This window comes from Shewanella sp. KCT, assembly GCF_007636505.1.
Classification (GTDB): domain Bacteria; phylum Pseudomonadota; class Gammaproteobacteria; order Enterobacterales; family Shewanellaceae; genus Shewanella; species Shewanella halotolerans.
In genome coordinates this window covers 325,962-351,673 of record NZ_LVDJ01000003.1, presented here as the reverse complement: position 1 = coordinate 351,673, position 25,712 = coordinate 325,962, and the positions used below count along the sequence as shown (strand labels likewise).

The following is a 25,712-nucleotide window of genomic DNA, read 5'->3' as shown; positions in this document are numbered from 1 at the left end:
TCACCATGACTCAGGCGAATAATCCACTACATGGCATCAAACTCGAAGCCCTACTCACAGACCTTGTCGACCACTACGGCTGGGAAGAGCTTGGCAGACGCATCGACATACGCTGCTTTAACCACGACCCATCCATAAAATCCAGCCTCAAGTTCTTGCGTAAGACCCAGTGGGCCAGGGAAAAGGTGGAGCGCCTCTACCTCAAGATGATTGGCGAGCCTATCCCGGCGCACCTACTCGGCGATCCCAGTCGTCCTATAGATGCCCCCAAGCCTAAACCCACTGCTGGCGATGAGGCGGAAAGCTCAGGCAGCAGCGGCGTCAACCAACATATTTGGGGCAAATCTAACGACTAAGCCAGGTGATTTCACCAGAAAATCGAGCCTCATCAGATTAATCACATCAAAATCCGCTTAAGCTTCAGCCCTGCCTGCCGATACTAACGTCAGGCATACTTTTAATTCCATCTATTTAATGAAGTAACAAGGAAGGTTAAGCTGATGAATGTGAACGGTATAAATTCCTTCGGCGCCCAAAGTCTGGGCCCCCAGAGCCTAAGTTCAGTCGAGGTGCGCGATCCCAATGCGCCCGAGGCGGCTCAAAACCCAAGCAACCGAAACCAGAGTGAACAAACTCAGTCCAGTAGTGACAGAGTCAGCCTGTCTGAGGCCGGCAAGAAGGCCCTCGCCGATGCGACCGGCAAGGCACTGCACAACAGCGAAGCCGCCAAGACTGACAAGGCGCGCAAGACTGAGGAAGCAGAAGACGATGAAAACTTGTCTGAGATCGATAAGAAGATCAAAGAATTAAAACAGAAACTCGAAGAGCTACAGCTAGAGCTTCAGGCCCTGCAGGGGGACGATTCTGAGGCGGCGGAGCTGGAGCGCAAGCAGATACAAGATCAGATAGCCATCACCACCAACCAGCTGATGGCCCTGCTTAAAGCCAAAGAGAAACAAGTTCAACCCAGAGAATAGAATCCATAGAGGAAGAGTTGTCAGCATGTAGGCCGTGGCGACACATTAAGGTCACCACGGTGCTAACTCATATGTAGGGGTTATCCCAAAGCCTATACCGTGAACTTAGCCACGGCAAAAGCAGGATTAGTCTTGATGCTCTTCGGTGAAGTGATATTCAGACATCATGTGACCCAGCTCGGTCGACTTGGTCTTAAGATAGGCCTCGTTATAACGATTCTTACCCACCTGCAGTGGCACACGCTCGATAACCGCGATGCCAAGTTCCTTCATCGCCTTCACCTTGCGGGGATTATTGGTCATCAGCTTAACCTGCTGCACACCAATTTTCTCAAGCATGGGCTTGATCATGTCATATTTGCGCATATCGGCGGCAAAGCCCAGACGCTCGTTGGCTTCTACCGTATTGGCGCCTTGATCCTGCAGCTCATAGGCACGGATCTTATTGAGCAGACCGATACCACGGCCTTCCTGACGCAGATAGAGAATAAATCCCTGACCCGCCTCGGCGATATTTTGCATCGCGGTTTGTAGCTGAAAACCACAATCGCAGCGCAGACTGAACAGGGCATCGCCGGTCAGACACTCGGAGTGAATTCTGCCCAGGATGGGCTGGCTCGCATCTAACTCGCCAAAGGTGAGCGCCACATGTTCTTTGCCCGTCTCTGTATCTTCGAAACCATGCATGGCAAACACTCCCCAAGGGGTGGGAAGCTTTGAGGTGGCGACATACTTAATCGACATGAAATAACCTTTACAACTCGCTCTGTCTGAGATGCGAACGAAAAATGAAAACCAGGTGGAGAGATTCTCCCCTTTCTCAGACCGAGCATTCTATGTGTTTTTGCCTAACAGTGAAATACCCGAGTGATGAAATCGGTTATTGCTTCACCGCAACCGCTTTGGCTTATAAGGATACGCCCTGAGTGGCAGCAAGGCTATGAAGTCGCTCACGCCGCCATCAAAATCCTCTATGGCCTAGAAGGCCTTAGGCGCGTATCCAGTCACCTGAGTCAGTCCCATCTGACGTCCAAGGGCCGTCATGGGATGCACAACGATCAAGCCCTTCACCGAACGCTTGAGCTTACCCATATCGGCCTGCTCGGCCTTGGTCAGCGCACGGCTAAAGGCAAGTTCGCTCACCTCTGTGCCGCGCTTGTTCAACTGACGGCTCTGCTGCTGTTTAACATGGGTAAGTTGCTTAGTTACCGCATTGATCTCTTGCTTAAATTGCAAAATCACCGCCTGATCGCCACGCTTCTCCGCCGCATCTAATTTACGACGATACTTGTCGAGACGATCGTTTAACTGCTGTAACTCTTGCTTTAAATTCATTAACTTGCCTTAAAAATCTCGCGAATATACAAATGCCACTCAGATAAAAATAGGCAGCATTTGCCAGTTTGGCGAACATTATACCACTAATGAGGAAGGTACGAACAAGTCATCCGGCATCGGCAGCATCCTAGCCACAGCAGTATCTGCTGCTAAATTCAGCGTTTTTCGGTGAGATAGTGAATAACCTGATTACTGCTGCCGCGAAACACCAGACTGGGATCGGCGAGCGACTGCTCAAACTTGCCATCCACCAGCACATCCACATGGGCGATAACCGCTTGTTGGGCCGGGCTGAGTTCATCGAGTCTATAGCCGGTCCACAGCCAGATATCCTTGCCCCGGCACTCCTGCCTTACTCGTTTCACCAGAGTCAGAATGACATCGAGATTGCCCGGATGCAGCGGGTCGCCGCCAGAGAGCGACAGGCCGCGGCGTACAATGCGGGTATCATTGAGATCCTTAATCACCTGCTCGAGCATAGCCTCGTCGAACAGATGGCCCGAGTCAGGATTCCAGGTCGACTGGTTGTAGCAGCCCCGGCACTGATGCTCGCAACCCGAGACAAACAGGGTCACCCTGGTGCCGGGTCCATTGACCACGTCGATGGGAAAATATTGATGATAGTTCATGTGCCCCTCATACAAAGATAGCAAGTGCCCCGGGGCGCCTTGCTATCTTCATCTTTTCTTTCACTTTCAATATTCACTTTACGCCAGCAGCAAAAACCTTGGTGCTGCTACCCTCATCTCATTAGAGATGCTTCACCCGGCGTTTAACTTCTTCCTGCTTACCATAGTTGAAAGGTCTGGCATCCGGGCTACCCAGGTAGCCACACACCCTGCGGGTTACAGACACTCGGCTCGGCTCATGGTTGCCACACTTAGGACAGGTAAAGCCCTTGCTGGTACAGCTAAACTCGCCGGTGAAGCCACAGTCGTAGCACTCATCAATCGGGGTGTTGGTACCATAATAAGGCACCCGGCTGTAACTATAATCCCACACATCTTCCAGCGCCTCGATATTGTGCTGCATGTTAGGGTATTCGCCGTAGCAGATGAAGCCGCCACTGGTGAGTGCCGGATAGGGCTGCTCGAAATCCAACTTATCGTACGGATTCACCTTCTTCTCCACATCCAGGTGGAAGCTGTTGGTGTAGTAGCCGCGATCCGTTACGCCGTCGATCACCCCAAAGGCCTCGGTATCCAGCTTGCAGAAGCGGCTACACAGGTTCTCGCTCGGTGTGCTGTAGAGGCTGAAGCCATAGCCCGACTCCTCGCGCCAACGCACGGTCGCCGCCTTGAGGTGTTCGATAATGGCAAGCGCCTTGCCGCGTAGAGCCTCGCTGTCATACACATGGGTCTCGCTGCCATAGAGGGCATTGATGGTCTCATGCAAGCCGATATAACCCAGGGAAATAGAAGCGCGGCCATTCTTAAAGATGCCGCTGATCTCATCATCCGCACGCAGACGCACGCCACAGGCGCCTTCCATATAAAGAATTGGCGCTACCCTCGCCTTCACGCCTTGTAGACGCTCGATGCGAGTGTCCAGGGCGCGGCGGGCCACCGCCAGACGCTCATCCAGCAGCTGATAGAAGCGGGTCTCGTCGCCCTTAGCCTCGATGGCGATACGCGGCAGGTTCAGGCTGACCACGCCAAGGTTGTTACGCCCTTCGTGCACCAGCTCGCCCTCCTCCTCGTAGGTACCGAGGAAGCTGCGACACCCCATAGGCGTCTTAAAGGAGCCGGTGACCTTTTCCACCTGTTCATAGTTGAGGATATCCGGGTACATGCGCATCGACGCACACTTGAGCGCCATCTGCTTGATATCATAGTTGCAGTCGCCCGCCTTGTGGTTGATGCCGTCGCGAATGGCGAAGACCAGCTTAGGGAAGACCGCCGTCTTACGGTTCTTACCCAGGCCCGTCATGCGCACCTTCATCATGGATGACTGGATGAGACGCGACTCCCAGGAGGTGCCTAGGCCGAAGCCGAAAGTCACAAAAGGCGTCTGGCCGTTAGCTGTATGCAGGGTGTTGACCTCATACTCCAGCGACTGGAAGGCGTCGTGACACTCTTTCTCCGTCTGCGCCGTGGCAAAAGCCTTGGCATCTGTGATCCCCCAGGTCAGCGCGACCTGATAGTGCTTGTCATAGCTCTTGGCGACGAAAGGCGCGAGCACCTCGTCGATACGGTTGATGGTGGTGCCGCCATAGATATGGCTGGCCACCTGGGCGATGATCTGCGCCGTTACCGCAGTCGCAGTCGAGATTGACTTAGGAGTCTCGATCTCGGCGTTACCCATCTTGAAACCATGGGTCAACATGCCGGCCAGATCGATCAGCATACAGTTAAACATGGGGAAGAAAGGCGCATAGTCGAGATCGTGATAATGGATCTCACCCGACTCATGGGCCGCCACCACATCCTTAGGCAGAATATGGCGTGTGGCATAGTGTTTGGCCACAATGCCCGCCAGCAGATCACGCTGGGTGGGGATCACCTTGGAATCTTTGTTGGCGTTCTCGTTCAGCAGCGCCGCATTGCTCTGCTCGACCAAGCCACGGATCTCGCGGTTGAGGCGGCTGCTCAACTCACGATGGATATCCCTATCATGGCGATACTCGATATAGACCCTGGCGAGTTGCTTATAGGGACCTTCCATCAACTGATTTTCTACCGCATCTTGCAGGTCGTGAATATCCACCTGCTCGAGTTCGGCCACCGATTGGCGTACTTGTAGGGCCACCTCGGTGGCATAGGCAACATCATCAATACCTGCCGAACTTGCTGCAGCAACCACTGCATCTCGAATCCTTGTTTCGTCAAAAGGCGTGCGGTAACCATCCCGCTTAATAACCACTGGCATTGTTCAATATCTCCTCAAGTAACGGCCAAATTAACACCATATATAGTGTTAATATAGACGATGAACACAATATGTAGCGCATTAAGCTACAAGTTAGGCTCAAGTACCTTGATCCAGATCATTAATTTGCGGATGGAATTTTGTGACACAAGATTACTGCCAACTGGGCCACTTATCGTTAAAACTTGCCTTGACCCAGTCGGAAAAGGGAGCTAGATGCGGGATAAAAATGGGACAAACTGTGAATAAATTACGTAATTCGTTTAGATAGTGCCAGATAACGCTGTAATTGCCCGGAAGCCTGTTGCGAACTTCCCGACGCGGCCGCCAATTGCATGGTAGATTTAAGCCCCTGCCACATAGACTTATCACTTGGCGTCAGCCCCTGATCGCCCTGTACGAACACAGACAACTGTGCCGATACCCGCGCCGCCTTCTGGTTCAGTCCCTGAGTGTCGAGGCTGTCCATCTGCTTGAGCACAGATTCGGCGTCATCGAGCATGGCGATCATCACGCTATCGGGCTTACTCTCCTTGAGCTGCTCGCGCTGGCTGGCGATAAAGTCGAGCAGTGACTGCGAGCCATCGTCCCTTGGGATATCAAAGCCCGCCTGGCTCAGGCGATTAAGCTGATTTTCCGACAAGATGCCGTCCTGATGCAGACGCTGAATTAACTTGGGAATATCGCCGATGCCAAACTGCCCCTTGGAAAAGAAGTCTTTGGCCATCGCCTCTATCTTCTGCGCCCGCTCCGCCCTTGGCGAGAGAAATACCGCCTCCTGGGGAATATCTGGGCCTGTCGTTTTCGTCTTGGAGGCTTGATTTGACAGGGTCACCTTGTCACTGGCCGATGAGCCGTCGACATCGCGTGTGTCCTGACCCTGTGTATCAGGGCCATGTGCTTCTTGGCCGTGTGTATCTAGACCATAGCTGTTGGCAATCAGATTGGCTTGTGAACCATTAATGGCCTGGCTAATTGAATTCATTGTCAATTTTTCGACTACTGCAGAGAAATATCCCTACAAGCAGCAAAAACCAGGCCAGAGCTGCTAACCAGAGATCCTAAAGAGACAAGCCGTTAGGGAATCCTAGCCGTTTATTTAAACAACTCCTGTTTATAAGGACTGACACCTTAGGGCTAACAACTATGCACTCACGCCTAAAGGCTATTACTTAGGCTATTACTCAGGCTATTAATGACGCTCCAGCTCATCGATACGGGCGCGGATAATATGAGCCACCTGCTTGACGGCCTCTTGTCCTGCCTCGATCGCCTCGCCCGCGCGGTGGAACTCCATGGTGCCAATCTCCATCACGTTAGGGGTGATCAGGATATCCGGCGGATCCCCCATCAGGCGCACCCGCTTGTGGCGCTGCTCCAGGATATCCATCGACTGAGACATCACAGCCAACATGCCTGGCTCACTGCGATTACCGAGGGAAAACTTGTCGGTCAAGCCGCTGACATAATCCCGTCCCCGAGCCAGGAGATCCATGAAGCCGCTCTCCAGCTCCTTCTCGGCTTTCACCTGCTCAGCCTGACTGGCCTTCACATCGGAAGAGATGGCCACAGGTAGCTGCTGATGGCGGGACTTTCTGTGGGCATTAAGATCCACGGCAATCACCAAATCGACGCCCATGGCCCGGCTCACCGACACGGGCACAGGGTTGACTACGGCGCCATCCACCAACCAGCGCTCGCCAATACGCGCCGGCGGCAAGATCCCCGGCATGGAGCATGAGGCTCGCACCGCATGACGCAGGCTACCCTGCTTGAACCAGATCTCCTGGCCGGTATAGAGATCGGTCGCCACCGCCGCAAAGGGCATCTGCATCTGCTCGATATCCAGGTTGCCGATATGCTGCTGCATCACGTCGAACACCTTCTCGCCGCCAATCAGCCCGCCCTTGCGCCAGCTCAGATCCATCAGCCCCAACACATCCCAGCTGGAAAAGCTGGTCACCCAGGCCTCTAGATCGTTAAGGTTATCTTGCGCATAGGCGGCGCCCACCACGGCGCCGATAGAACAGCCGGCCACCTTGTTAGGGAAGACTCCCATGTTCGCCAGCTCGTTTAGCACACCTATGTGGGCCCATCCTTTCGCCGCACCACTGCCTAGTGCAATGCCGATATTCGCCATCTTCTCTGTTTCTCTCCCCGGGACGCGAGCCACTTAAGCTAGTCACTTAAGTAAATAGCTTGAGAAAGTCGCGTCTTATTGTCTTTAGTTTTCATCATAAGCCAATCTAGGCACTGGCACAGCCCATAGCGGTAAAAATTAATCTAAGCGCTGCGCCTTAGCATTGACTGGCGACGAGCCAGCGCGCAAGTCATGGCTGAATCGCTCACGGCGATGTATAATGCGCCCCTATCTATATTTCGGAGCACAGCATTGCAATTTTCAGATTTTTCACTCGATAAACGTCTACTGACCAGCCTTGAACACATGGGCATCGACACGCCGACCGAGATCCAAACGCAATCGATACCCGTAGGCTTATCGGGAAGAGATCTTATGGCATCTTCTAAGACGGGCTCGGGCAAGACCCTGGCCTTCCTGTTGCCAGCAATGCAGCGTGTCATCGCCACCAAGGCGCTAAGCAAGCGCGATCCCAGGGTACTGATCCTGCTACCGACCCGAGAGCTGGCCACCCAGGTCTACAGTCAGCTGCGCCTACTGGTCGCCAACACCCAATACAAGGCGATCAAGATCCTCGGCGGCGAGAACTTTAACGATCAGGCCAAGGCCCTGGCCAGAGACCCCCACTTCGTGGTCGCAACCCCTGGCCGTCTGGCGGATCATTTGGCCCAGCGTCACCTATTCCTCAACGGACTAGAGTTGCTTATCTTAGATGAGGCCGACCGGATGCTGGATCTTGGCTTCGCCGAGCAGCTCAGGGCGATCAACCAGGCCGCGGATCACAAGCGTCGCCAGACCCTGATGTTCTCGGCAACCTTAGATCACGGCCAGATCAACGAGATTGCCGCCGAGCTGCTCAAGGAGCCGGAGCATGTGGCCATAGGCGCCTCCCATGTGGAAAACCAGGATATCGCCCAGAAGATCTACCTGTGCGACAACCTAAGCCACAAGGAGCAGCTGCTCACCCGTCTGCTACAGCTTGAGCCCCACAAGCAGGTGATCATCTTCACCGCCACCCGTGGCGATACCGACCGCCTTGCTGGCGTGCTGGCCGAACAGGGCTTTAGCACCAGCTCCCTCAGCGGCGAGCTGAAACAGGCGGCGCGTAACCAGATCATGGACCAGTTCAGCCGCGGTCAGCAGCAGATATTGGTCACCACAGACGTGGCCTCCCGCGGCTTGGATCTGCTTAACGTATCCTTGGTGATCAACTTCGACATGCCAAAGTTTGCCGAAGAGTATATTCACCGCATCGGTCGTACCGGCCGCGCCGGCGCCAAGGGCGATGCTATCTCCCTGGTAGGCCCGAAAGACTGGGTCAACTTCAAGCAGGTACAAAACTTCCTGCGTAAAAGCTTTGAGTTCAGCGAGCTGGAGGAGTTGGCGCCTAAGTTTAAGGGGCTAAAAGACAAGCCGAGCCAGGAGAAGCGCCTGGGTAAGCAGCAGGCGAAACCTAAGGCCAAGAAGGCTAAGACTGCCAGCAGCGACAAGCCGAAGAAGCAGCGGGATAAGCGCTTCATCACAGGCGTAGATGTAGGCGATGCGCCTATGCTTAGAAAGCCCAAGGCAAAACTACAGGATACCCCTGAAGATTAACGCCTGGCCCCGAGCCTAAAACCTATGATTAGCGGTCACTTAGCGGGCACTTAGCGGTCACTGAGTATTCACTGAGGGCCGCATTTTATTGCCCGTTTTATCTATCGTCTATCTGCTCTCTATCTGTTCTGTACCCTTTCTGCATCTATTCTGTATTTGTGCTACATCTCCCGACGCTAATCGTATCGGGCGGTTATCTATGGCACATGCCACCGTAATTAAATCAAGCGGCAGACGATAGCGGCGATTTTCACCTAACAACTAGTGCTCAATCGGGCCAATTAAGGTTACAATAGCCGCCATTGATTTTTTTATATTAGGGTTATCATGAGAGTTTGTGGCGTTGAGTTAAAAGGTGGCGAAGCCATCATCTGTTTGTTGAGCTATGAGGGTGAGACCTTTAACATCCCAGATTGCCGTTCTCGCTCACTGACCATCTCTAATTCGGCCAGCACTGAGTCGATCAAAGAGTTCCACTTCGCCTTCAGCAAGCTGATGCAAGACTACAAGGTCGATCAGGTCGCCATCATAGAGCGCGAGCAGAAAGGCAAACTGGCGGGCAGCGCCACCAGCTTCAAGATGGAAGCGGCGATTCAACTTTGCGGCCTGCCTGTGCAGCTGATCTCACCGGTCAACATCAAGGAGCAGCTCAAGCGCAATCCACCTATGGTGGATTTCGAAGGACTGGATCTCAAGCGATTCCAAAAAAGCGCCTTCGAGGTCGCCTACTGCTACCAAAACAAGTGCATCTTCGCCAAGAAAGATTAAGCCTGTTGCCGGGCGCATCCCGCCCGGCGTTTTCTAATCGCTTCACCTTAGCCGTCATCCACTAGGCTTTCGCTTATGTCATCACTGCCCTATCTGCAAGGCTATCGGCCCGAGCTTATCAGCCAGGTCAACGAACTGGTCGAGACCAATAGACTGAGGAGCGTCCTCGAACGCCGCTACCCCGATGGTCACACGATCCGCAGCGACAAGGCCCTGTATGACTACACCATGGCGCTAAAGAACCGCTATCTTAAGAAGTCTTCGCCCCTGAGTAAGGTGATCTTTGACGATAAGATCACCCTCAAGAAGCAGGCTCTCGGCCTGCACAGCTATGTCGCCAAGAATCACGGCGGCAAGACCAAGTCTAAGAATGAGATCCGCATCGCCGCCCGCCTCAAGGAGGTGCCCGAGCCCTTGCTGCGCATGGTAGTGGTACATGAGCTGGCACATCTTAAAGAGAAGGATCACAACAAGGCCTTCTATCAGCTCTGCTGCCATATGCTGGGCGACTATCATCAACTGGAATTTGACCTGCGGCTATGGCTCACCATGCTGGATCTCGAGGCCCAAGGGAAAGCCTAACCATAAAAAAACGCCACATCATGTGGCGTTTTTCTATTCGATACGCAGTTATATCAATCGGTATAAATTAGCTTTTTAGCTTTGGCCCATCATCATCTGGCGCACCTTGACCAGCTGAGCAAACTCGCCCATCTGCTTCTTCGACAGCTTGCTCGCCATAGGGATATCCGCCTTCATAGGATCCACGGGGCGGCCATTGATATGAAACTCATAGTGCAGATGTGGTCCTGTGATGCGGCCCGTCTTACCCGACAGGGCGATCACCTGGCCTCGAGACACTCGCTGGCCCTTGTGCACCAAGGCCTTCGAGAGATGCAGATAACGGGTACGATACTTGTTGCCGTGGTCGATCACCACATATTTACCCGCATATCTATGGTCGGTCACCAAAGAGACGATACCATCGCCAGGGGCTACCACCTTAGTGCCAATCGGCGTGGCGAAATCTGTGCCGTTATGGGGCGCGGTGCGACCCGTAACCGGATGGTGACGATGGCGATTAAAGCGCGAGCTGACACGGTAGTTCTTCTGTAGCGGCACACGCTGGAAGGCCCTTGCCAGGCTGCGGCCCTGATCGTCATAGAAGTTGCCGTCGCTATTCTGGTAGGCGTTGATCGTGCTGCGGCCACGTTCTATGGTGATGGCGAGAATGTCGCTGTTACCCGTCACCTCACCATCGATATATTGATCGCTCTTAAGTACAGAGAATCGGTCGCCCGCGCGCAGATCCCGGGCAAAATTCAGCTTCTCTTTCAGCAGCGTCTCGATACGCTGGATCTCGCCGGCATTCAGGCCGATACGCTGAGCCGACAGATAGAAAGAGCCCTGGATCTCACCGCTTAAAGCCCTGTCCTGCCAAATCCCCTCGATATTGATCTCATCGACGCTGAATCCCCCCTCCTCGTAACGGCTAAACACCACCTGGCGCGCCGCATTGAAGTAGAGTTCGAGTTTCTCGAGCTGGCCCGAGTCATCAAGCCAAAAACGTATGATGTTGCCGGGTTTTAAGGTATCAAGGGCCAGGATGTTCAGATCCGCCTCCAATACCTTGTACATGGTCTGCTGATCCACATTGGCCTCGACAAACAAGCCACTGAGGGTATCGCCAGACACTATGGTCTTAACAAAATCGGCATGAGACACGGTTTCGACCGCTTCGTCTCCCAGGTGCAGGTTAGTCACCAGAGACTCAATATCCAGCGCCACCGGAATGCGTTGTGGCAGGGCCTGTTTCTGGCTTGGCCAGAGCAGCGCCGCGCCCACGACCAGCCCGGCCGCCAATAAGATCTTCTTGTGGGGCGAGGGTAATGCCATGATACGGGATTGAGACATACTCAAAAAAGAAATTTTACCTGCGCGCAACCTGTGCCTCATTTTTCATTATTATGCTTATCATTAGACCCCAAAACCCCATAAAACATGGGGTCGATGCCAAGTTATATCAAAAATAACGGCATTTACAAACTGATCGACAACACAATTTAATGGAATAAACAGAGGTTTTTGGCGACCAAACAGACAAAAAAACTAAAAAGGTGCTGAAAATCCCACTGATATCAGCACCCTTTTAATCTAGCTTAAGGTAAAACTAATTTAATCTCGCTACCCTCGGCACTCTTAAGGATATCGATGCGGCTAGCGATCTGCTCCTTCATCTCGGTCACGTGGGAGATCACCCCCACCATGCGACCGGCCGATTGCAGATCCATCAAGGTTCTGATGGCCAGCTCGAGAGAGTCCTGATCCAGGCTGCCGAAGCCCTCATCGATAAACAGGGTATCGAGCTTAATGCCGCCGGCATAGGCCTGCACCACATCCGATAGCCCAAGGGCCATGGACAGGGCCGCCATAAAGCTCTCGCCGCCGCTCAGGGTCGCCACTGAGCGCACCTTGGCGGTGTAGGCATCTTCCACCTCCAGCTCCAAACCAGAAGCCTTGTTGCCCTTGGCCCGCTCCTCCTTGCGCAGCAAGCGATAGCGCCCCTTACTCATCAGCTGTAGCCTGTGGCTGGCTTCCAGCAAGACATCGTCGAGCAATACGCTCAGCACGAAGCGTTGCAGGCTTATCTTGTTACCCGTGTTGCCATTGGCCACATCGGCCAGGGTACCGACCACGGCGTATTGCTGCTCGAGAGCGCCAGCCTTAAGATCCAGCGCCTTAAGCTGCTCCTGAGTCTGGTGGAGCTGCGCCGCCCTGGCGCTCAGTTTCTGCCACTGAGCCAAGGCCTGCTGCATCACCTGCTCGGCATCCATTTTTTGCTGCTCAAGCGCGCTCATATCCGGCGCCTCACAACCGGCTAAGGCCTCTTGGAGCTGAGACAGGTTGGCCTGATGAGTGATAAGCGCCTGCTCGAACGCCTTAATCTGATTGGACAGCTCGGCCTGATCGGCCTCGGTCAGGCAGGCCTGCTCGAAGGCGGCAACGCTTTCAAATTCCGAAGCCGCTAGCGCCTGTTGGAAACTCAGGCTCTCCTGCTCGGCTAGGGCATTCACCTCACCAAGACGACAGCTGGCCGCCTCCAGCGAAGCTTTGGCCGCCGCGTTGTCCTGCTCCGCCTTGGCATGGGCCGCCCTCACCGATTGCTGGCGCGCCTTAAGCTCTGAGATGGACTTGGTAAGCTCGGCAATGGCCGTGCTGAGCGCCGCCAGGTCGCTAAAGCCCTGTGGAATGGCCGCCCTTATCTGCTGATACTGCCCCTTGTCGCTGGCCAGCTGCTCAGCCAGTTTGCCGTAGTGGGCACGCGCCTCATCCAGCGCGGTTTGTAGCTCTCGTCCCTGGTGCTCGCTGCGCTCAAGCTGAGTCTCTAGCTGGGCAAGTGATTGCTGCGCCGCCTTGGCCCGCTCGAACTCGCTGCTGAGCTCTACAAGTCGCGCCTGATGCTCATCAAACGACAAATCTGCCGCCTCGCCAAGCTCCTCTTGTAGCTGAGATGCACTTAGCTGCAGGCTCGAAAGGGATTGCTGGAGCAGCTTATACTCGCTTCTGGCCTGATGCAGCAGATTGAGCGCGTCGCTCTCTCGCTGCTTGGCGCTCGCCAGTGCCTCGTCGCTCGGCAGGTCAAACTCGCCCATGGCAGGCTCTGGGTGTTCCAGGCTGCCACAGACGGGGCAAGGCTCGCCTGGCGATAACTCTGCCGCCAGGCGCGCCGCCTGACCACGATGCCAACTAAGCTCCAGACGCTTATGGGCATCGATCGCCTGCTTGTGCTTTTCGGCAAGCTCACTGCCTGCTGTCTTAGCCGCCGTTAACTTCTGCTCGAGCGCCGTTATTTCCTGCCCCTGCTGCTGCCAGCGCTCAAACACCTTGAGCTGGGCGCGGCCGTCGCTCAGAGATTGTTGCAACGCGAGCTGCGGCTCGGCGTCACGTTTGAGGGTCTCGCGGCGACTCACCATCTCTTGGCGAGCCATGTTAAGCTCATCTAGCTGTTTGGCGCTCTGCTTACCACTCGCCTCGGCCGCCTGCATCTTGGCCTGACCATCGGCGAGTCGCTCACTCAGTTGATTGAGCTGTTCAAGCTGAGGCGCTAGAGCCTCGAGCTGGGTCAGGCGCTGCTGCTGGCTCAATTGCTCTTGCTCGAGCGCGCCCAGCTGCTCGAATGCTTGCTGGCTCTGATTCAATGCCTGCTCGGCGCTTGCTTGCATCTGCTGACACTCATCTAAGTGCTGGCTTGCCGAGCGCTGCTCGCCGAGGCGGGACTGCATCGCCCGGTAAAGGGGGCTTAGGCTATTGGCGCGACCGGCCGCCTGCAGTCTCTGTTGCCACAAAGTCGCCTCATCCTGGCGAGCCTTGAGCCCCTCGCCCTCGCTTTGCAGCGCCTGCAGGCGATTGAAATCGCTCTGCAGCTTGAGGCCCTTGTCCAGATTCTGGTTGGCCGTCAGCAGTGCCTGCTCGGCTTGCTGCTTGTGCGCTTGGGCGAGTTCCAGCTCGGGGGCTATATTCGCCTGCTCATCGATAAGTGCCTGACCGCTCTCAAGCGAGGCGCCTTCCAGAATGCCACCGCGGCGATTGCGCATCGCCTCGACGTCACGGCGAATTCCGGCAGCCTGCTGCTTGAGGCGCTCCTCGATGCGGCGATAGATGTGGGTCTGAAACAGCTGGCTGAAGATCTTCTCCCTAGCCTTAGAGTCGGCCATCAGCAGCTCACGAAATTTGCCCTGGGGCAGCACCATCACCTGACGGAACTGATCCACATCCAGGCCGGTTAACTGCTCTATCTGCGCGGTAGCATCAGACACCTTGGCCGCCACCAGCAATGTCTCGCTGCCATCTTGTTCGAAGCGAGACAGCTGGGCCTCGCTCTTTTGCAGCGTCACCCCATCACCACTCTTCTTGGCCCTTGGCTGCTCGGGGACGCGGCGAATGAGATAACGCGTACTGCCCAGCTCAAACTCGAAGCTGACCTGAGTCAGCTTCTGCTCATCGGCCATGTCGCAGCGCATCTGGGTGCCTTCGCGCTCATCCCCCGTGGTCTTGCCATAGAGGGCGAAACAGATGGCATCGAGAATCGTCGTCTTACCCGCGCCAGTGGGGCCGTTGATTAGAAACAGCGGGTTACTGCCCAGGGCGGAAAAGTCTATGGTCTGCTCGTCGGCGAAGGGGCCGAAGGCGGTCATGGTCAGTCGCAGTGGTCTCATTGCGCCGCCTCCCCTTTGTGCAGCTCATCCAGTGTCTGTGTGATCAGCTCAAGCTGCGCCTCGTTAAGTGGATCGCCGGAGACCTGATTGAAGAAATCTTTAAACATCTCGAGCTCACCTTTCTTGATGTGATCCGAGGCGATAGCCAGCTGCTGATTATTGGCCATCAGGCCGGTGCGCTCCAGATGCAGCACGTTGGGATAGACGCTTCTGAGCTTACCCATGGCATCTAAGATGGCGTGTTTATCCAGCAGACGCACCATCAGATAATCCTCTCGGCCTGGATCTTTTACCCCTTGCTGCAACAAGTCATCGAGGGCACCCTCTATGATGCGCACATCACGAAGTGGGCTGAGCGGCAGCAGTGTCATGACAGCCTGGCTGTCTGCCGTGAGCTCCACCAGGGTAACCGACTTGTTCTGATGCTGCTCGCTAAAGGAGTATTTGAGGATGGAGCCAGAGTAGCGCACCTGCTCCGCCCCCTTGTATTGCGGGCCATGGAGATGGCCCAGGGCCGTATAGTCGAAGGGCACGAAATGCTTAGGCGAGATCTTGTCTGCGCCACCGATACTCAGTGGCCGCTCCGAATCCGATTCGCTGCCGCCGTCGAGGAAACAGTGGCCTATCACCACCTTAGGCAATCCCTGACTGTCATGGTCCTGCACCTGCTTGAGCAGCTCGACCATCGCCTCCTCATGGCTGCTGGCCTCGCATTCCAATTGCTGTCTGACGGTGGCGGGCTCGGCATAGGGCAGCGGATAAAAGATGGCATCACCGCTGCCTGAGCTTAATCTTATGGGGCTGACCTTGGGCGCCAATGGCCCTATGATATGCAAACCGCTGGCCTGCATCTGGCGTGCGGCAAACCCCAGCCGCTCATGGCCGTCATGGTTACCGGCGATCATGATGACGTCGATCCCAAGGGCGATGAATTCGTTGAGCACCTCATCTAGCAAGGCCACAGCGTTGGCCGGCGGCACGGATCTATCATAGATATCACCGGCGACAATCAGGGCATCGACTTCATGGGTCTTAGCCAGGGAGACTATCTGATCGAGCACATGACGCTGATCGTCCAGCAGGCTCTGATTGTGCAGCTGACGGCCGATATGCCAGTCTGAGGTATGGATAAATTTCATCTTTTCTCGTTTAAAAATGAGGAGGATAGGAAGAGAAGCTCTGCAAGCTATAGTAAGAAATGTCACCCCATTAGGCAATGCGCCAGCCTAGGCTTTCTAGTCGATGGTTATTGCCTTAGGCCAAAACCTAGCCTGCCATAAACTCTTGGCCAGCGTTTTATTTTTTATAAATAAAAAAAACCCACCTTAACGGGTGGGCCTTCTCTGTTTATCAAGCGTGTACGCGTAAGCTATTTATCCGGGGTCAATGCCAGCACGGCGTCGATATCATCAGCGCTGTGACGCTCGGCCAGCTGCTCCCAGGGCTCGCCCCAGGTGCGATTGACGATGCGACCGCGCTTCACCGCGTCCCGCGCGGCGATCTGCTCGGCCCAGCGCTTGAGATGCACGTAGCTGTCGACATCAAGGAACTCAGCCGCGTCATAGGCATGACCCAGCACCAGATTGCCATACCAGGGCCAGATCGCCATGTCGGCGATGGAGTAGTTGTCCCCGGCAATATAAGTGTGCTCGGCCAATTGCTTGTCCAGCAGATCCAGCTGACGCTTCACCTCCATGGAGAAACGATTGATAGGATACTCAAACTTTTCCGGCGCATAGGCGTAGAAATGGCCGAAGCCGCCGCCGAGGTAAGGCGCAGCGCCCTGCAGCCAGAAGAGCCAGTTGAGCACCTGAGTGCGCTCAGGACCAGTCGCTGGCAGGAAATGGCCATACTTCTCAGCTAGGTGGAACAAGATTGCGCCGGACTCGAACACGTTGACTTCAGTATCGCCCGTCTTATCCAGCAAGGCGGGGATCTTAGAGTTGGGGTTGACCGCCACGAAGCCGCTGGAGAACTGCTCGCCCTCCCCTATCTGAATAAGATGCGCGTCATACTCGGCATCCGCGCCGAGGGCGAGAAGCTCCTCAAGCATTATGGTGACCTTCTGGCCATTGGGTGTCGCCAGGGAATAGAGCTGCAAACCATGCTCGCCCTGGGGCAGTTTGGCCTCATGACGGGCGCCCGCCGTGGGGCGATTGATGCTGGCCCAGGTACCGCCATTTTCGCTGTCCATGGTCCACACTTTCGGGGGAATGTAGGTGTCTGACATACTGCTTCCTTTATCTTATTAGTTGGTGTCGCGATCGCGTCGCAATAGTTTCGAAATAGTTTCGAAATAGTCTCGCGATAGCTTCGCGCCATGCCCGCTGGGGACATACTCTGTCCTGGAGTGATCTCGAGGCGTATGCCGACAATTTAAACCCTTGTGGGGTCAATTGGATAGAACCTTTGGCTATAGAGCCAACTGAATTGGCATGAAAGAAAATCGCCATTCGCCGCTAGGCCACAACTGACAGGCGTTCGCTCAATAAAAGGCGTTTCAGACTGACTTAATCCGAATCCGCATCAGCATCCGACTCGCCGGCCTGTTTGGCCTGATACCTGTCTAAGATCCCGCTGCGGGCAAGTCCGCGATGCACATTGCGGCACAACTTGGCGAAGCGGCTCACCTCACCGAGTAATGGCGTGTCCCCCTGCTGGATGGCGCTTTCCCAATAGCGCATCTCGCTGTCGATCAGCTCGAGTAACTTCTTGGGGCAACCGATACAGGAACCCTGAGGGCCACAGACGAAGGTCTCGGGCTCATTGAGCGGCATCGCCTGCTTGACCTGATCGATCAGCTGTAACATGGCGGTGGTGCTATCTGGCTTGCGCGTCACGGGCGTTGAAATCTCACATCGAATCTGACGAAAAATAAGACGGCTATATTATCTTTCCCTTAGCTAACAAAACAGGACCTGGATCATAGCCCCTGGATCATAGCCCCTGGATCATAGCCCCCGAATCATAGCACCCGAATCAAGGCCGCTCGTAATAGATCTGCTGACCCGCAGCGTTAAAGTAAAACGCCTCGAGTAATTTCCCCTTGCCGTCGAAGCGCTCGCGTTTAATCAGGTTGCCCGATTCATCGAAGGTCTTCACCTCTGTATCCACCATGACCCCCTGTCGATACTCCTTGGCATTGATCAGCTGACCATTGCAGTGATAGGACTCGAATCGCCCCTGCTCGACGCCCATCTCATAGTGAGCGAGCTCCTCCAGCGCGCCGCTAGACTGACAGAAACGGCGCTGCTCACCGTGGCGCTCGATAAGCGGATCGAAGCCATATTGCTGCTGAGATTGAAGGCGACCGTTTGGCCAGTAGGTCTGCTGCGCGGCCAGATTGCTCTGCCTATCATAGGCATAGCGCGTCTTTATCTTACCGCTGGCATAGAAGGTTATCTCGCTTAGCCGCTTAAGATCCTGTTTACGAAACAGGGCGTCGCTGGCCAAGCTGCCATCTGGGAAATAGTGACGCAGGCGCTCACGCTGCTCGCCGTCCTGAAAGAAGAGGTGCGTCCAGGGGCGTCCCTGCTCATAGGTGATGGACTCGACTGTCTTATCGCCCTCCAGGCGGCGATAACTTTCTATGATGCCAGCCTCATCGAACAGGGCGACCGCCTGTTCCTCGCCATTCTTGTAGATGACCTGACGTTTCGGCCGCTGGCTTTGCACATGATAGTCCAAGTGCTCACCCTCTCTTTTCCCTTGGCGATACCAACTCTGGGACAGGATACGGCTGCCCTCGGCCGAGAAACTAAATCCATGACGTTTCCCCGCGAGATACTGGGTGGCGCCAAAGTAAGTCGCCGGCTCGCCCCGAGTCGCTATGCCGCTAAAGGGCTTGCCGCGATAGCCAGTGAGGCAGTCGGTCTCGACCCAGATCCCGTAAACCTGCTGCTTACTGCACGCGATTGGCGTAAGTAACTGCTCATCTATAGGCAGCTGAGGCGCCTGATGACAGCCGGGTAACAGCAAGAAGGCCAAGAACGCCGGAGAGATAAGCTTGACGCCAGGCTTCATCTTATCCCGGCTCCATCTTGTTTCTGCTTCGCTCGAGTGCTTGTTCCGGCTTTACTCGAATTGATCTGTTCCAGCGTCCTTTGTATAGGTGGCACGTATCTTCTTCTCATCTAGTGATGTTCCGTCTTGATCAGCTTGCCGAATTGATCATAGAAGGCCCAGTCGCCGGCCTGACGATCGGCGATATAGCTGCCTTCGCTGCGCAGCTCACCACTTGGCCAGTAGGCGCGCCACAAGCCTTCCTTACGAGAGCGCAGGAACGCCCCCTGCTCGGCCCGCTTGCCATTAGCGTGAAAATAGCTGGCCTCGCCTTCACGTTGCCCATCCAGCCACTGCTCCTTGGCCTGGGGCTTACCCGTTTGGAAGTAGCTCAGCTGCTCGCCGCTGAGCTTGTCTTTCTGGTAGTGGGCACGCACCTTTAACTGGCCATTGGGGTAATATTTGGCGTACTCGCCGTGAAGCTTACCCGCAAGATACTCGCCGCTTTCCGACAGCACGCCGTCTTCAAACCAGCTTTGCCAGAGTCCAACCTGCTCTCCGTTTAGCATCTCGCCCTCGCGCTTGAGTTGGCCGTTATTGGCGTAATACTCGCTGTAGTGGCCGCTGAGCTCACCCGCCTGATATTGCTCGCTGCGATAACGCACCTGCTTGAAGCTGTAATAGGCCCGCTCGCCATCGAGTTTGTCCTGGCGGTAATGGCTGACGCGATAGATGTTGCCCTCGGGAATGGGGCCAAAGCTGGGATCCTTCTCCTGGTAGCAATACTCGGTCCACTCGCCCTCCTTACGATCCTCAAGATAATGACCTGTTACCCGGCGACGTCCGTTATCGAACTCGCTGTAAGGCCCGTTTAGCTTGCCCGCCTCGAAGGTCATCTCGCGGCTCACTATGCCCTGACGATACTGACGCCAGGTACCCTGTTTCTCGCCATTCTTGTACTCGCCAGCCTCGTTGAGATCGCCGTTGGCATACCAGCGGGAAAACGCGCCATCGAGCGGATAGCGGCTACGGCCGGCGATTTTCTCATCGCTGTAATGGATAAGTTCTCTGGGTTTACCCGTCTCATAGAAGGATTCATATTTGCCGACCCATTGCCCCTCGATGCGGTTGCCGCGCTCCTTCAGGGTGCCGTCGTCGAAATAGCGCTCGGCCCTGCCTGTCTGGCGATTGTCCTGATACTGATCTAGGCTGCGCAGCTTGCCATTATCGTAATAGGCGATGAAATCTCCATGACGCGCGCCCTGACGCCACTGCTCCTGACGCTGCAACTTGCCCTGTCGATAGGTCTCGAACTTGCCATCTTTCAGCCCCAGATCGTAATGCTCAGTGGCCAGCAGGTTACCCGCCGGGTCGAAGCGCTGCTGCAGGCCATGCAAGGGATACTGCCCGTTGTCGGCCAGAATTTGATCCTGGTAGCGAATCACCTTCTTGGGTTTACCATCGTCAAAATAGGTCTTCTGCTCGCCCGCCTGCAGCCCTGCCTTATAGTTCAGCTCGCTCACCAGGATACCGGCGCGGTTAAAATAGCGCTGAATGCCGTTATGTTCGCCATCGAGGTAGTTTTCCTCCTCGAGCTTGACCCCGGTGTCGCTGTAATGCACCAGAGTGCCCTGGCGCAGATCCTCACTATACTGCCCCTGCAGCGATAACTGGCCATTGGGATAGTAGCTTAGACTCTCGCCGTGCAGGCGACCGGCGACGTAATGCTCGTCGCGCTCAGGCGTGCCATCATCATAGAACGTCTGCCAGCGGCCCTGGCGCTCGCCAGTGGCATCTAGCGTGCCAGTCTCAATCACCTGCCCCTCGCTGTTTTGCGCAAGATAAGGGCCGGACAACTGGTTGTTGGCATACTGCTGGCGCTGAGCCAGCATGCCGTTGGCATGGTAGGTCTCCCACACTCCGTGGCGCAGATTATCGACATAGGTCTCTTTGGCCTTAAGCTTACCGCTGGCGAAATAGCGCAGCACCTGGGTCTTTACTCCGGCCTCATAGACCGTCTTCTGATACAGATTACCCATGTCATCATATTCGGCCCACTCGCCGCTTGGCACGCCGTTGAGATAGAACTGCTCCTCACTCAGCTCACCATTTGGGTTAAACAGCTGCCAGCGTCCCGATTGCAGGCCACTGACATACTCACCGTCCACCAACTTCTGATTGTTGGGCAGATAGACCTGCCAGCGACCATTGGGCACGCCCTGTGCAAACTCCCCCAGGGTATAGCCTTGATTATCTCGCACTAGGGTCACCTGACCACTCAGCGCCATGCCGGTGGCCAGGTTATAGTAGGTGGCAATCCCTTCCTGCTGGCGGATCTCCACCATCAGACAGGAAAGATTCTGACTCGCCGCCACGGGGCTGGCGATAAAGCTAGACACGCCCAGGCCGATCCCAGCCAACAACACAGAATAAGCGCGATTAGAGTGCATATGAGCTTCCTTGTTCCTAACTATCTGTTCCGAACGATATGTTCCTAAAAACATGTTTCTAAAAGACGTCTAAAAAATAATATTTACTGAATAATGCTGGGCGCAGCCAGGCCCTGCTGTTATCGCCGAAAGATCAGCTCATGCTGAGTGCGATAGGGCCAGCTTTGTTCAGCCGCCACCAACTCGCCGTGGCGATATTCGCTGCGCTTACTCAGGGCGCCATCATCATAAAACGCATACTGAGTACCATGCAGGCGCCCCTGCTCATCGAAGCTTGCGATCGCCAGCCTATAGCCCTGGGCGCTGAAACGCTGCCATTTCCCCACCTGCTTACCTGCCCGATATCGGCCTTGCCAATACTCGCGCCTAGCCACGGGGCGCGGCGAATAATCCCCCTCGCTCGGCGGCACTATCCAATCGCCGTCACGCTGACCGTTAAGATATTGGCCACGCGCGTAGATCTCGCCGTCGCTATAGAAGCGCTCAAATTTGCCGATGAGCTCGCCATCGCGATAGTGGATTCGCTCCAACACCTGACCCGCCTCCCCCAGGGATAGATACTCGCCATCGAGCCGGCCATGACGGTTATAGTGGCACTGGGTGCGCATCTCGCGGCTCTGCATCACCCAATCACCCACCTGGTTATCGGCGGCATATTCTCCCTGATAGATGAGCCTGCCATCGCCGCTTCGTTTCTCGGCCTTTCCCTGCTTCACGCCATCGAGATAGTGGATCTTCTCTATCCAGGCGACTTGATTGCTCCGGCTGTGGTTATTATTAGCGGCGTGGCTATTGTTCGCGCCAAGCCTTTTGCTCCCGCCAAACCTGTTGTTACCGCCAAGCTTGGCCTCAATTTTTAATCCGGTGAGTTTACCCGCCAGTGTCTCCTCGCGGCCTATCGTCTCGCCCTCAAGATACTGGCTAACCAGACGCCACTGCCTCAGCTTGTGTTGCTCTATCTGCTTGACCAAGACCTCTTTTTGATAAAAGCGTCTCACCTCCTGGCGGTCGCCATCGGCGAGGTAGCGATATTCCACCTCGAGATAGCGCTCACCATTGTCGCGATACTCAACCAAGCTCTCCGTGCGGCCACGCTCATCGAGGATCTCGCGTTTGGCCAGGCGACCATCTTCGAAATAGTTCAGCTGCTCGCCCGTCTTGACTCCATTTTTCCATCTGTGATGCTGCTTGAGCTGACCGCTTTTAAAATAGGCAAAGTAATCGCCCTCCTCCTTGCCGTTACGATAGTCCTGGGTCACCTCCACCTTGCCATCCTGCCAAAAGGTTTCGGTGCCATGCTTGCGCCCATCGCGCTTCTGGCTTTCCATAGTCAGCTGACCCTGCGGGTTATAGAAGCGGTCACTGCACTGCCCGGTATGGCAGAGGACTCGCACCGGCGCCCCGGTCGGCGTATAGACCATCTCCTGCTGCACAGGCTTGCCCTGGTGATAAACAGACTCGCGCTTAAGCTCGCCTGTTGGGTAATACTCTTTCTGCGTGCCTTCTCTCTCGCCCCTATCGAACTGGCAGTCGCAGCTAAGCTTTCCATCCTCATCGTAAATCTTCACCAAGCCTTGGCGCTGACCCAGGTCATTAAACTCGCCCTGCTCGACCAGGGTGCCATCGCTGGCGAAGAATCTATAAGGTCCCAGGGGATGAGTGCCCTCATCTCCCAGGCGGTCACTGCTTAGGGCGCCACTAAATTGCTTGACCTTGGTGCCGAGATAATAGGGCTCGAAGCGAAACCGCCCGTGGGAGAAACCGGGCAGAGGCTCGAGCGGTTTCTTGAGATAAAACTTGGCCTCGCTCTTTAGCTCGGTCGGTTGCCAGTCCTTATCGAGCCAGTTGCTTGCTTCGGCGGCGCCCAAGCTTACACACAAGACGAGCACAAACAGTAAGATACGCTGCATACTCATCTCCTAGGGCAGTGGCTTGAACTTGAACTGATAGGGGGAGCTCAGCGGCTCATCGTCGATGGCGAGATAGGCCGCGCTGCTCGCCACGCCATCGACGCTGAGAAAACGCCCCTCAACCAAGGCCTTCTCCAGCCCCTCGGCATCCTTAGGCAGACGCGGCGACAGTGGTCGCCCTTCGGCGTCTGTTATCAGCAGCGAACGATATAAACGACTCACCTTAGCCTTGCGCTTATCCAGATTAGATAGCCAGGGAGTGAGGTCCACCAGCCAGGGACGACGCTTATCGCCCTGCCCAATACTCTGCCACTGGGGGCGCCCCTGACAGACAATGCTGCCCTTGATGCTTTTGTCGTAGAAATAGCGCCGGCTGCCATCTTGGCTAGCCAGCACATAGGCGCTCCGCCCCTGACCGTTATCGATAAGGCGCCACTGCACCGGCTTACCGACCTCATCAAATCCTTTATCTATCTGCGGCCGACACACCTCGGAAAGGGCGGTCGGCATGGGAATATAGAGATCGTTACCTGTGCGCGAGACGACCGATGGCTCAGCGAACTGCCATCTCTCTCTCGACTTAGCAGATGCATCGCTGTCAAAGCTGCCCCTTGAGGCTGGCGTTAGCGGTGGATTGGCGAGGTTCGCCTCATAGTCTGACTGAGTCACGAAGGTGATTGCTTTAGTCGTCACCCTATCTCTTAACTGCTCGCCATGGAGGATTGAGAGTGATGTGGGCACCTGGGCTAACTGCAAGATGTAGACATGAGAGGCCTGCTCGCGAAAAAAGAGTTCATCGAGCAAGAGTTGCTCTGTGCTCGTCAGCCACTTAGGCCCCTGACCTACTGGCGCTTCGAAGCCCAACTTGCCGTTTAGACCATTGAAGTCAGGCGACAGGCTATTAACTCCACGATTAGTCACAACCAGGCGATAGCGACCGGGTTTATTCAGTGCATCGAGTGTTAGCGTCGCCTCGCCGAAGCGATAAGGCTGCTTCAACAGCGCTTGCCAGGAGACTTGCTCAGTGTAAGTGCGTACCGGAGTAAAACTCACCTCGGCGCGGATCTGATAAAGCTCCTCCAACTTGGCCCGGCTTTCACCCCAACCGAGCGGCAGCAGATTAACCCCTGAACTGACCACACCCTCCAGGACGCTGGCGCCCCGGGCACTATGACGCCACAAGGGCAGATCTATCTCTCTGTCCCCCCAGTCGATAAGCTGGATATTTTGGTATTCGACCGAGGTGGCAAAGTCCCCCGCGACTAGGCCATGAATATAGCGCAGCTCGATATCATCACCGCCCCAACCCGCTGACATGATCCCTTGGTCTGGCTCCATCATAGGGAGGCTAGCATCAGGATCGTCTGGCGTCATGGGCAAGGTTGGGATCTCAAAGAGATCGTCTTCAGGTTCAAGGGGGAAGCCACTATCATCGATAGTGCTTCCATCATCCTGCCACAGCATGTCGCTCACATAGAGAGTCGATTTAGGTGCCAGCAGCCAGCGACGCGTCTGCCTCCTATCGCCTTTCTCCTGCTGTTCCACCAACAAGAGCCTATCTAGCCAGCCGGTATGCCTGTTGAACCTCAGCAGGCCATAGTGCCGGTTTTCTATTCCTTGTTGCACTCGGCTCTGCTCGAGTGTCGCCGTCACCCACTGCCCCTCGATGGCGGTTATCTGCCAGGGGGCTAACGCGTCTGTATCCGTTTGAATGAAATTACCGAGCTTAAGGGTGTCACCCACACTAGGCGCCTTTGCTTCCCTTTGAGCCAGGGGAATGAGTGGATTGAGCGTGAACAGGGATTTAAACGGCGCCAGCGCCCTGGTTGCCTCTTTGCCCTGCTTCGCCAGATAGGCATCCCACTCATCCTGGGCCTTGAAACGCACCTGACTTTGGCTTGTAGCGACCTTGTCAGCGACGCTTAACCGCATCCCCTTGCGCACTATTTTGGCCAGCGCCGCGCGGCGGCCGGCATCATCGAAACTATTGATATTGAGTCGATAGCCAGGGTCTTGATACTGCAGCATAGTCGGGATGACAGAGAGGCTGACGCCATTGCTGCTACTTGCCGTCGAATCTGTTTGATAGTTGAGGAGCGCCCGGGCCCGGACGCCGACTTGCTGGCTGTCACCATGAACATAGAGGGTACTCATGGTGACTTGATATTCATGGGGGCGGGCATCCGTTTCCCTGCTATTCGCCTCACAATAATGACTCTGAGACGCGAACAGGCTCAAACAGAGCGTCAATGCCGTACAAACAATCCTGTTTTGGCTAAAGGCCATCCTAACTTCCCTGGCTTTGCATGTTACTGAAATGTAATGAGATTAAACTAAACCTCCAGCCATTCTACACAAAACTCAGGTGAAATACACAGCATTCGATTTCCGCTGTCAGCTCCCCTAAGTCACTGACTTACGGCGACAACAGCCCTCTTATGTCAGAG

General features: G+C 55.3%; 20 protein-coding genes. 5 read left to right on the top strand and 15 right to left on the bottom strand.

Features of this window, described 5'->3' with window-relative positions:
- Positions 1 to 5: 5 nt before the first annotated feature.
- Both AYI87_RS06450 and AYI87_RS06445 read left to right on the top strand, forming a co-directional pair.
- Complete coding sequence (locus AYI87_RS06450) at positions 6 to 356, top strand: VF530 family DNA-binding protein (RefSeq protein WP_144200793.1); 351 nt, start codon at positions 6 to 8, stop codon at positions 354 to 356.
- 144 nt (positions 357 to 500) lie between these two features.
- Positions 501 to 977, top strand: a complete 477-nt coding sequence (locus AYI87_RS06445; RefSeq protein ID WP_144200572.1) for a hypothetical protein — start codon at positions 501 to 503, stop codon at positions 975 to 977.
- 126 nt (positions 978 to 1,103) lie between these two features.
- Here AYI87_RS06445 and ribA read toward each other — a convergent pair whose 3' ends face one another.
- The 6 genes from ribA to rssA form a co-directional block, all read right to left on the bottom strand.
- Entirely contained in the window at positions 1,104 to 1,721 is a 618-nt protein-coding gene (gene ribA, locus AYI87_RS06440) for a GTP cyclohydrolase II (protein WP_011866243.1), read from the bottom strand.
- A 234-nt stretch (positions 1,722 to 1,955) separates the two neighbouring features.
- Entirely contained in the window at positions 1,956 to 2,312 is a 357-nt protein-coding gene (locus AYI87_RS06435) for a YibL family ribosome-associated protein (protein ID WP_144200570.1), read from the bottom strand.
- Between the two features lie 158 nt (positions 2,313 to 2,470).
- Complete coding sequence (gene nrdG, locus AYI87_RS06430) at positions 2,471 to 2,944, bottom strand: anaerobic ribonucleoside-triphosphate reductase-activating protein (protein WP_144200568.1); 474 nt, start codon at positions 2,942 to 2,944, stop codon at positions 2,471 to 2,473.
- Between the two features lie 121 nt (positions 2,945 to 3,065).
- The gene (gene nrdD, locus AYI87_RS06425; protein WP_011866246.1) at positions 3,066 to 5,183 is read right to left on the bottom strand and encodes an anaerobic ribonucleoside-triphosphate reductase; all 2,118 of its coding nucleotides are present in this window, start codon (positions 5,181 to 5,183) and stop codon (positions 3,066 to 3,068) included.
- A gap of 250 nt (positions 5,184 to 5,433) precedes the next feature.
- Positions 5,434 to 6,168 (bottom strand): hypothetical protein, encoded by a 735-nt coding sequence (locus AYI87_RS06420; protein ID WP_144200566.1) that lies wholly within the window; start codon positions 6,166 to 6,168, stop codon positions 5,434 to 5,436.
- A gap of 207 nt (positions 6,169 to 6,375) precedes the next feature.
- Positions 6,376 to 7,323 (bottom strand): patatin-like phospholipase RssA, encoded by a 948-nt coding sequence (gene rssA, locus AYI87_RS06415; protein ID WP_144200564.1) that lies wholly within the window; start codon positions 7,321 to 7,323, stop codon positions 6,376 to 6,378.
- A 252-nt stretch (positions 7,324 to 7,575) separates the two neighbouring features.
- Here rssA and AYI87_RS06410 point away from each other — a divergent pair, with 252 nt between their 5' ends.
- The 3 genes from AYI87_RS06410 to AYI87_RS06400 all read left to right on the top strand — a co-directional run bounded on the left by AYI87_RS06410 (position 7,576) and on the right by AYI87_RS06400 (position 10,269).
- Positions 7,576 to 8,919, top strand: coding sequence for a DEAD/DEAH box helicase (locus tag AYI87_RS06410; protein ID WP_144200562.1), 1,344 nt, complete (start codon positions 7,576 to 7,578; stop codon positions 8,917 to 8,919).
- 327 nt (positions 8,920 to 9,246) lie between these two features.
- Complete coding sequence (locus tag AYI87_RS06405) at positions 9,247 to 9,687, top strand: DUF3010 family protein (protein ID WP_011866250.1); 441 nt, start codon at positions 9,247 to 9,249, stop codon at positions 9,685 to 9,687.
- 75 nt (positions 9,688 to 9,762) lie between these two features.
- Complete coding sequence (locus tag AYI87_RS06400; protein ID WP_144200560.1) at positions 9,763 to 10,269, top strand: M48 family metallopeptidase; 507 nt, start codon at positions 9,763 to 9,765, stop codon at positions 10,267 to 10,269.
- A gap of 75 nt (positions 10,270 to 10,344) precedes the next feature.
- Here AYI87_RS06400 and AYI87_RS06395 read toward each other — a convergent pair whose 3' ends face one another.
- From AYI87_RS06395 to AYI87_RS06355, 9 genes are all read right to left on the bottom strand, one after another.
- Positions 10,345 to 11,601 (bottom strand): peptidoglycan DD-metalloendopeptidase family protein, encoded by a 1,257-nt coding sequence (locus tag AYI87_RS06395; RefSeq protein ID WP_144200791.1) that lies wholly within the window; start codon positions 11,599 to 11,601, stop codon positions 10,345 to 10,347.
- Between the two features lie 245 nt (positions 11,602 to 11,846).
- Entirely contained in the window at positions 11,847 to 14,903 is a 3,057-nt protein-coding gene (locus AYI87_RS06390) for an AAA family ATPase (RefSeq protein WP_144200558.1), read from the bottom strand.
- Positions 14,900 to 16,042: an exonuclease SbcCD subunit D gene (locus AYI87_RS06385; protein ID WP_144200556.1), complete on the bottom strand. Its 1,143-nt coding sequence runs from the start codon at positions 16,040 to 16,042 to the stop codon at positions 14,900 to 14,902. Before AYI87_RS06385 ends, AYI87_RS06390 begins: the two co-directional genes overlap by 4 nt.
- Before the next feature lie 230 nt (positions 16,043 to 16,272).
- Positions 16,273 to 17,133: a glutathione-dependent disulfide-bond oxidoreductase gene (gene yghU, locus AYI87_RS06380; protein ID WP_144200554.1), complete on the bottom strand. Its 861-nt coding sequence runs from the start codon at positions 17,131 to 17,133 to the stop codon at positions 16,273 to 16,275.
- Between the two features lie 280 nt (positions 17,134 to 17,413).
- Entirely contained in the window at positions 17,414 to 17,743 is a 330-nt protein-coding gene (locus AYI87_RS06375) for a hypothetical protein (protein WP_186300568.1), read from the bottom strand.
- 139 nt (positions 17,744 to 17,882) lie between these two features.
- Positions 17,883 to 18,926, bottom strand: coding sequence for a toxin-antitoxin system YwqK family antitoxin (locus AYI87_RS06370; protein ID WP_144200552.1), 1,044 nt, complete (start codon positions 18,924 to 18,926; stop codon positions 17,883 to 17,885).
- 110 nt (positions 18,927 to 19,036) lie between these two features.
- The gene (locus AYI87_RS06365; protein WP_144200550.1) at positions 19,037 to 21,355 is read right to left on the bottom strand and encodes a toxin-antitoxin system YwqK family antitoxin; all 2,319 of its coding nucleotides are present in this window, start codon (positions 21,353 to 21,355) and stop codon (positions 19,037 to 19,039) included.
- A 119-nt stretch (positions 21,356 to 21,474) separates the two neighbouring features.
- Positions 21,475 to 23,265 (bottom strand): toxin-antitoxin system YwqK family antitoxin, encoded by a 1,791-nt coding sequence (locus AYI87_RS06360; protein WP_186300567.1) that lies wholly within the window; start codon positions 23,263 to 23,265, stop codon positions 21,475 to 21,477.
- A gap of 9 nt (positions 23,266 to 23,274) precedes the next feature.
- Positions 23,275 to 25,419: a hypothetical protein gene (locus AYI87_RS06355; RefSeq protein WP_144200546.1), complete on the bottom strand. Its 2,145-nt coding sequence runs from the start codon at positions 25,417 to 25,419 to the stop codon at positions 23,275 to 23,277.
- Between the last annotated feature and the right edge of the window lie 293 nt (positions 25,420 to 25,712).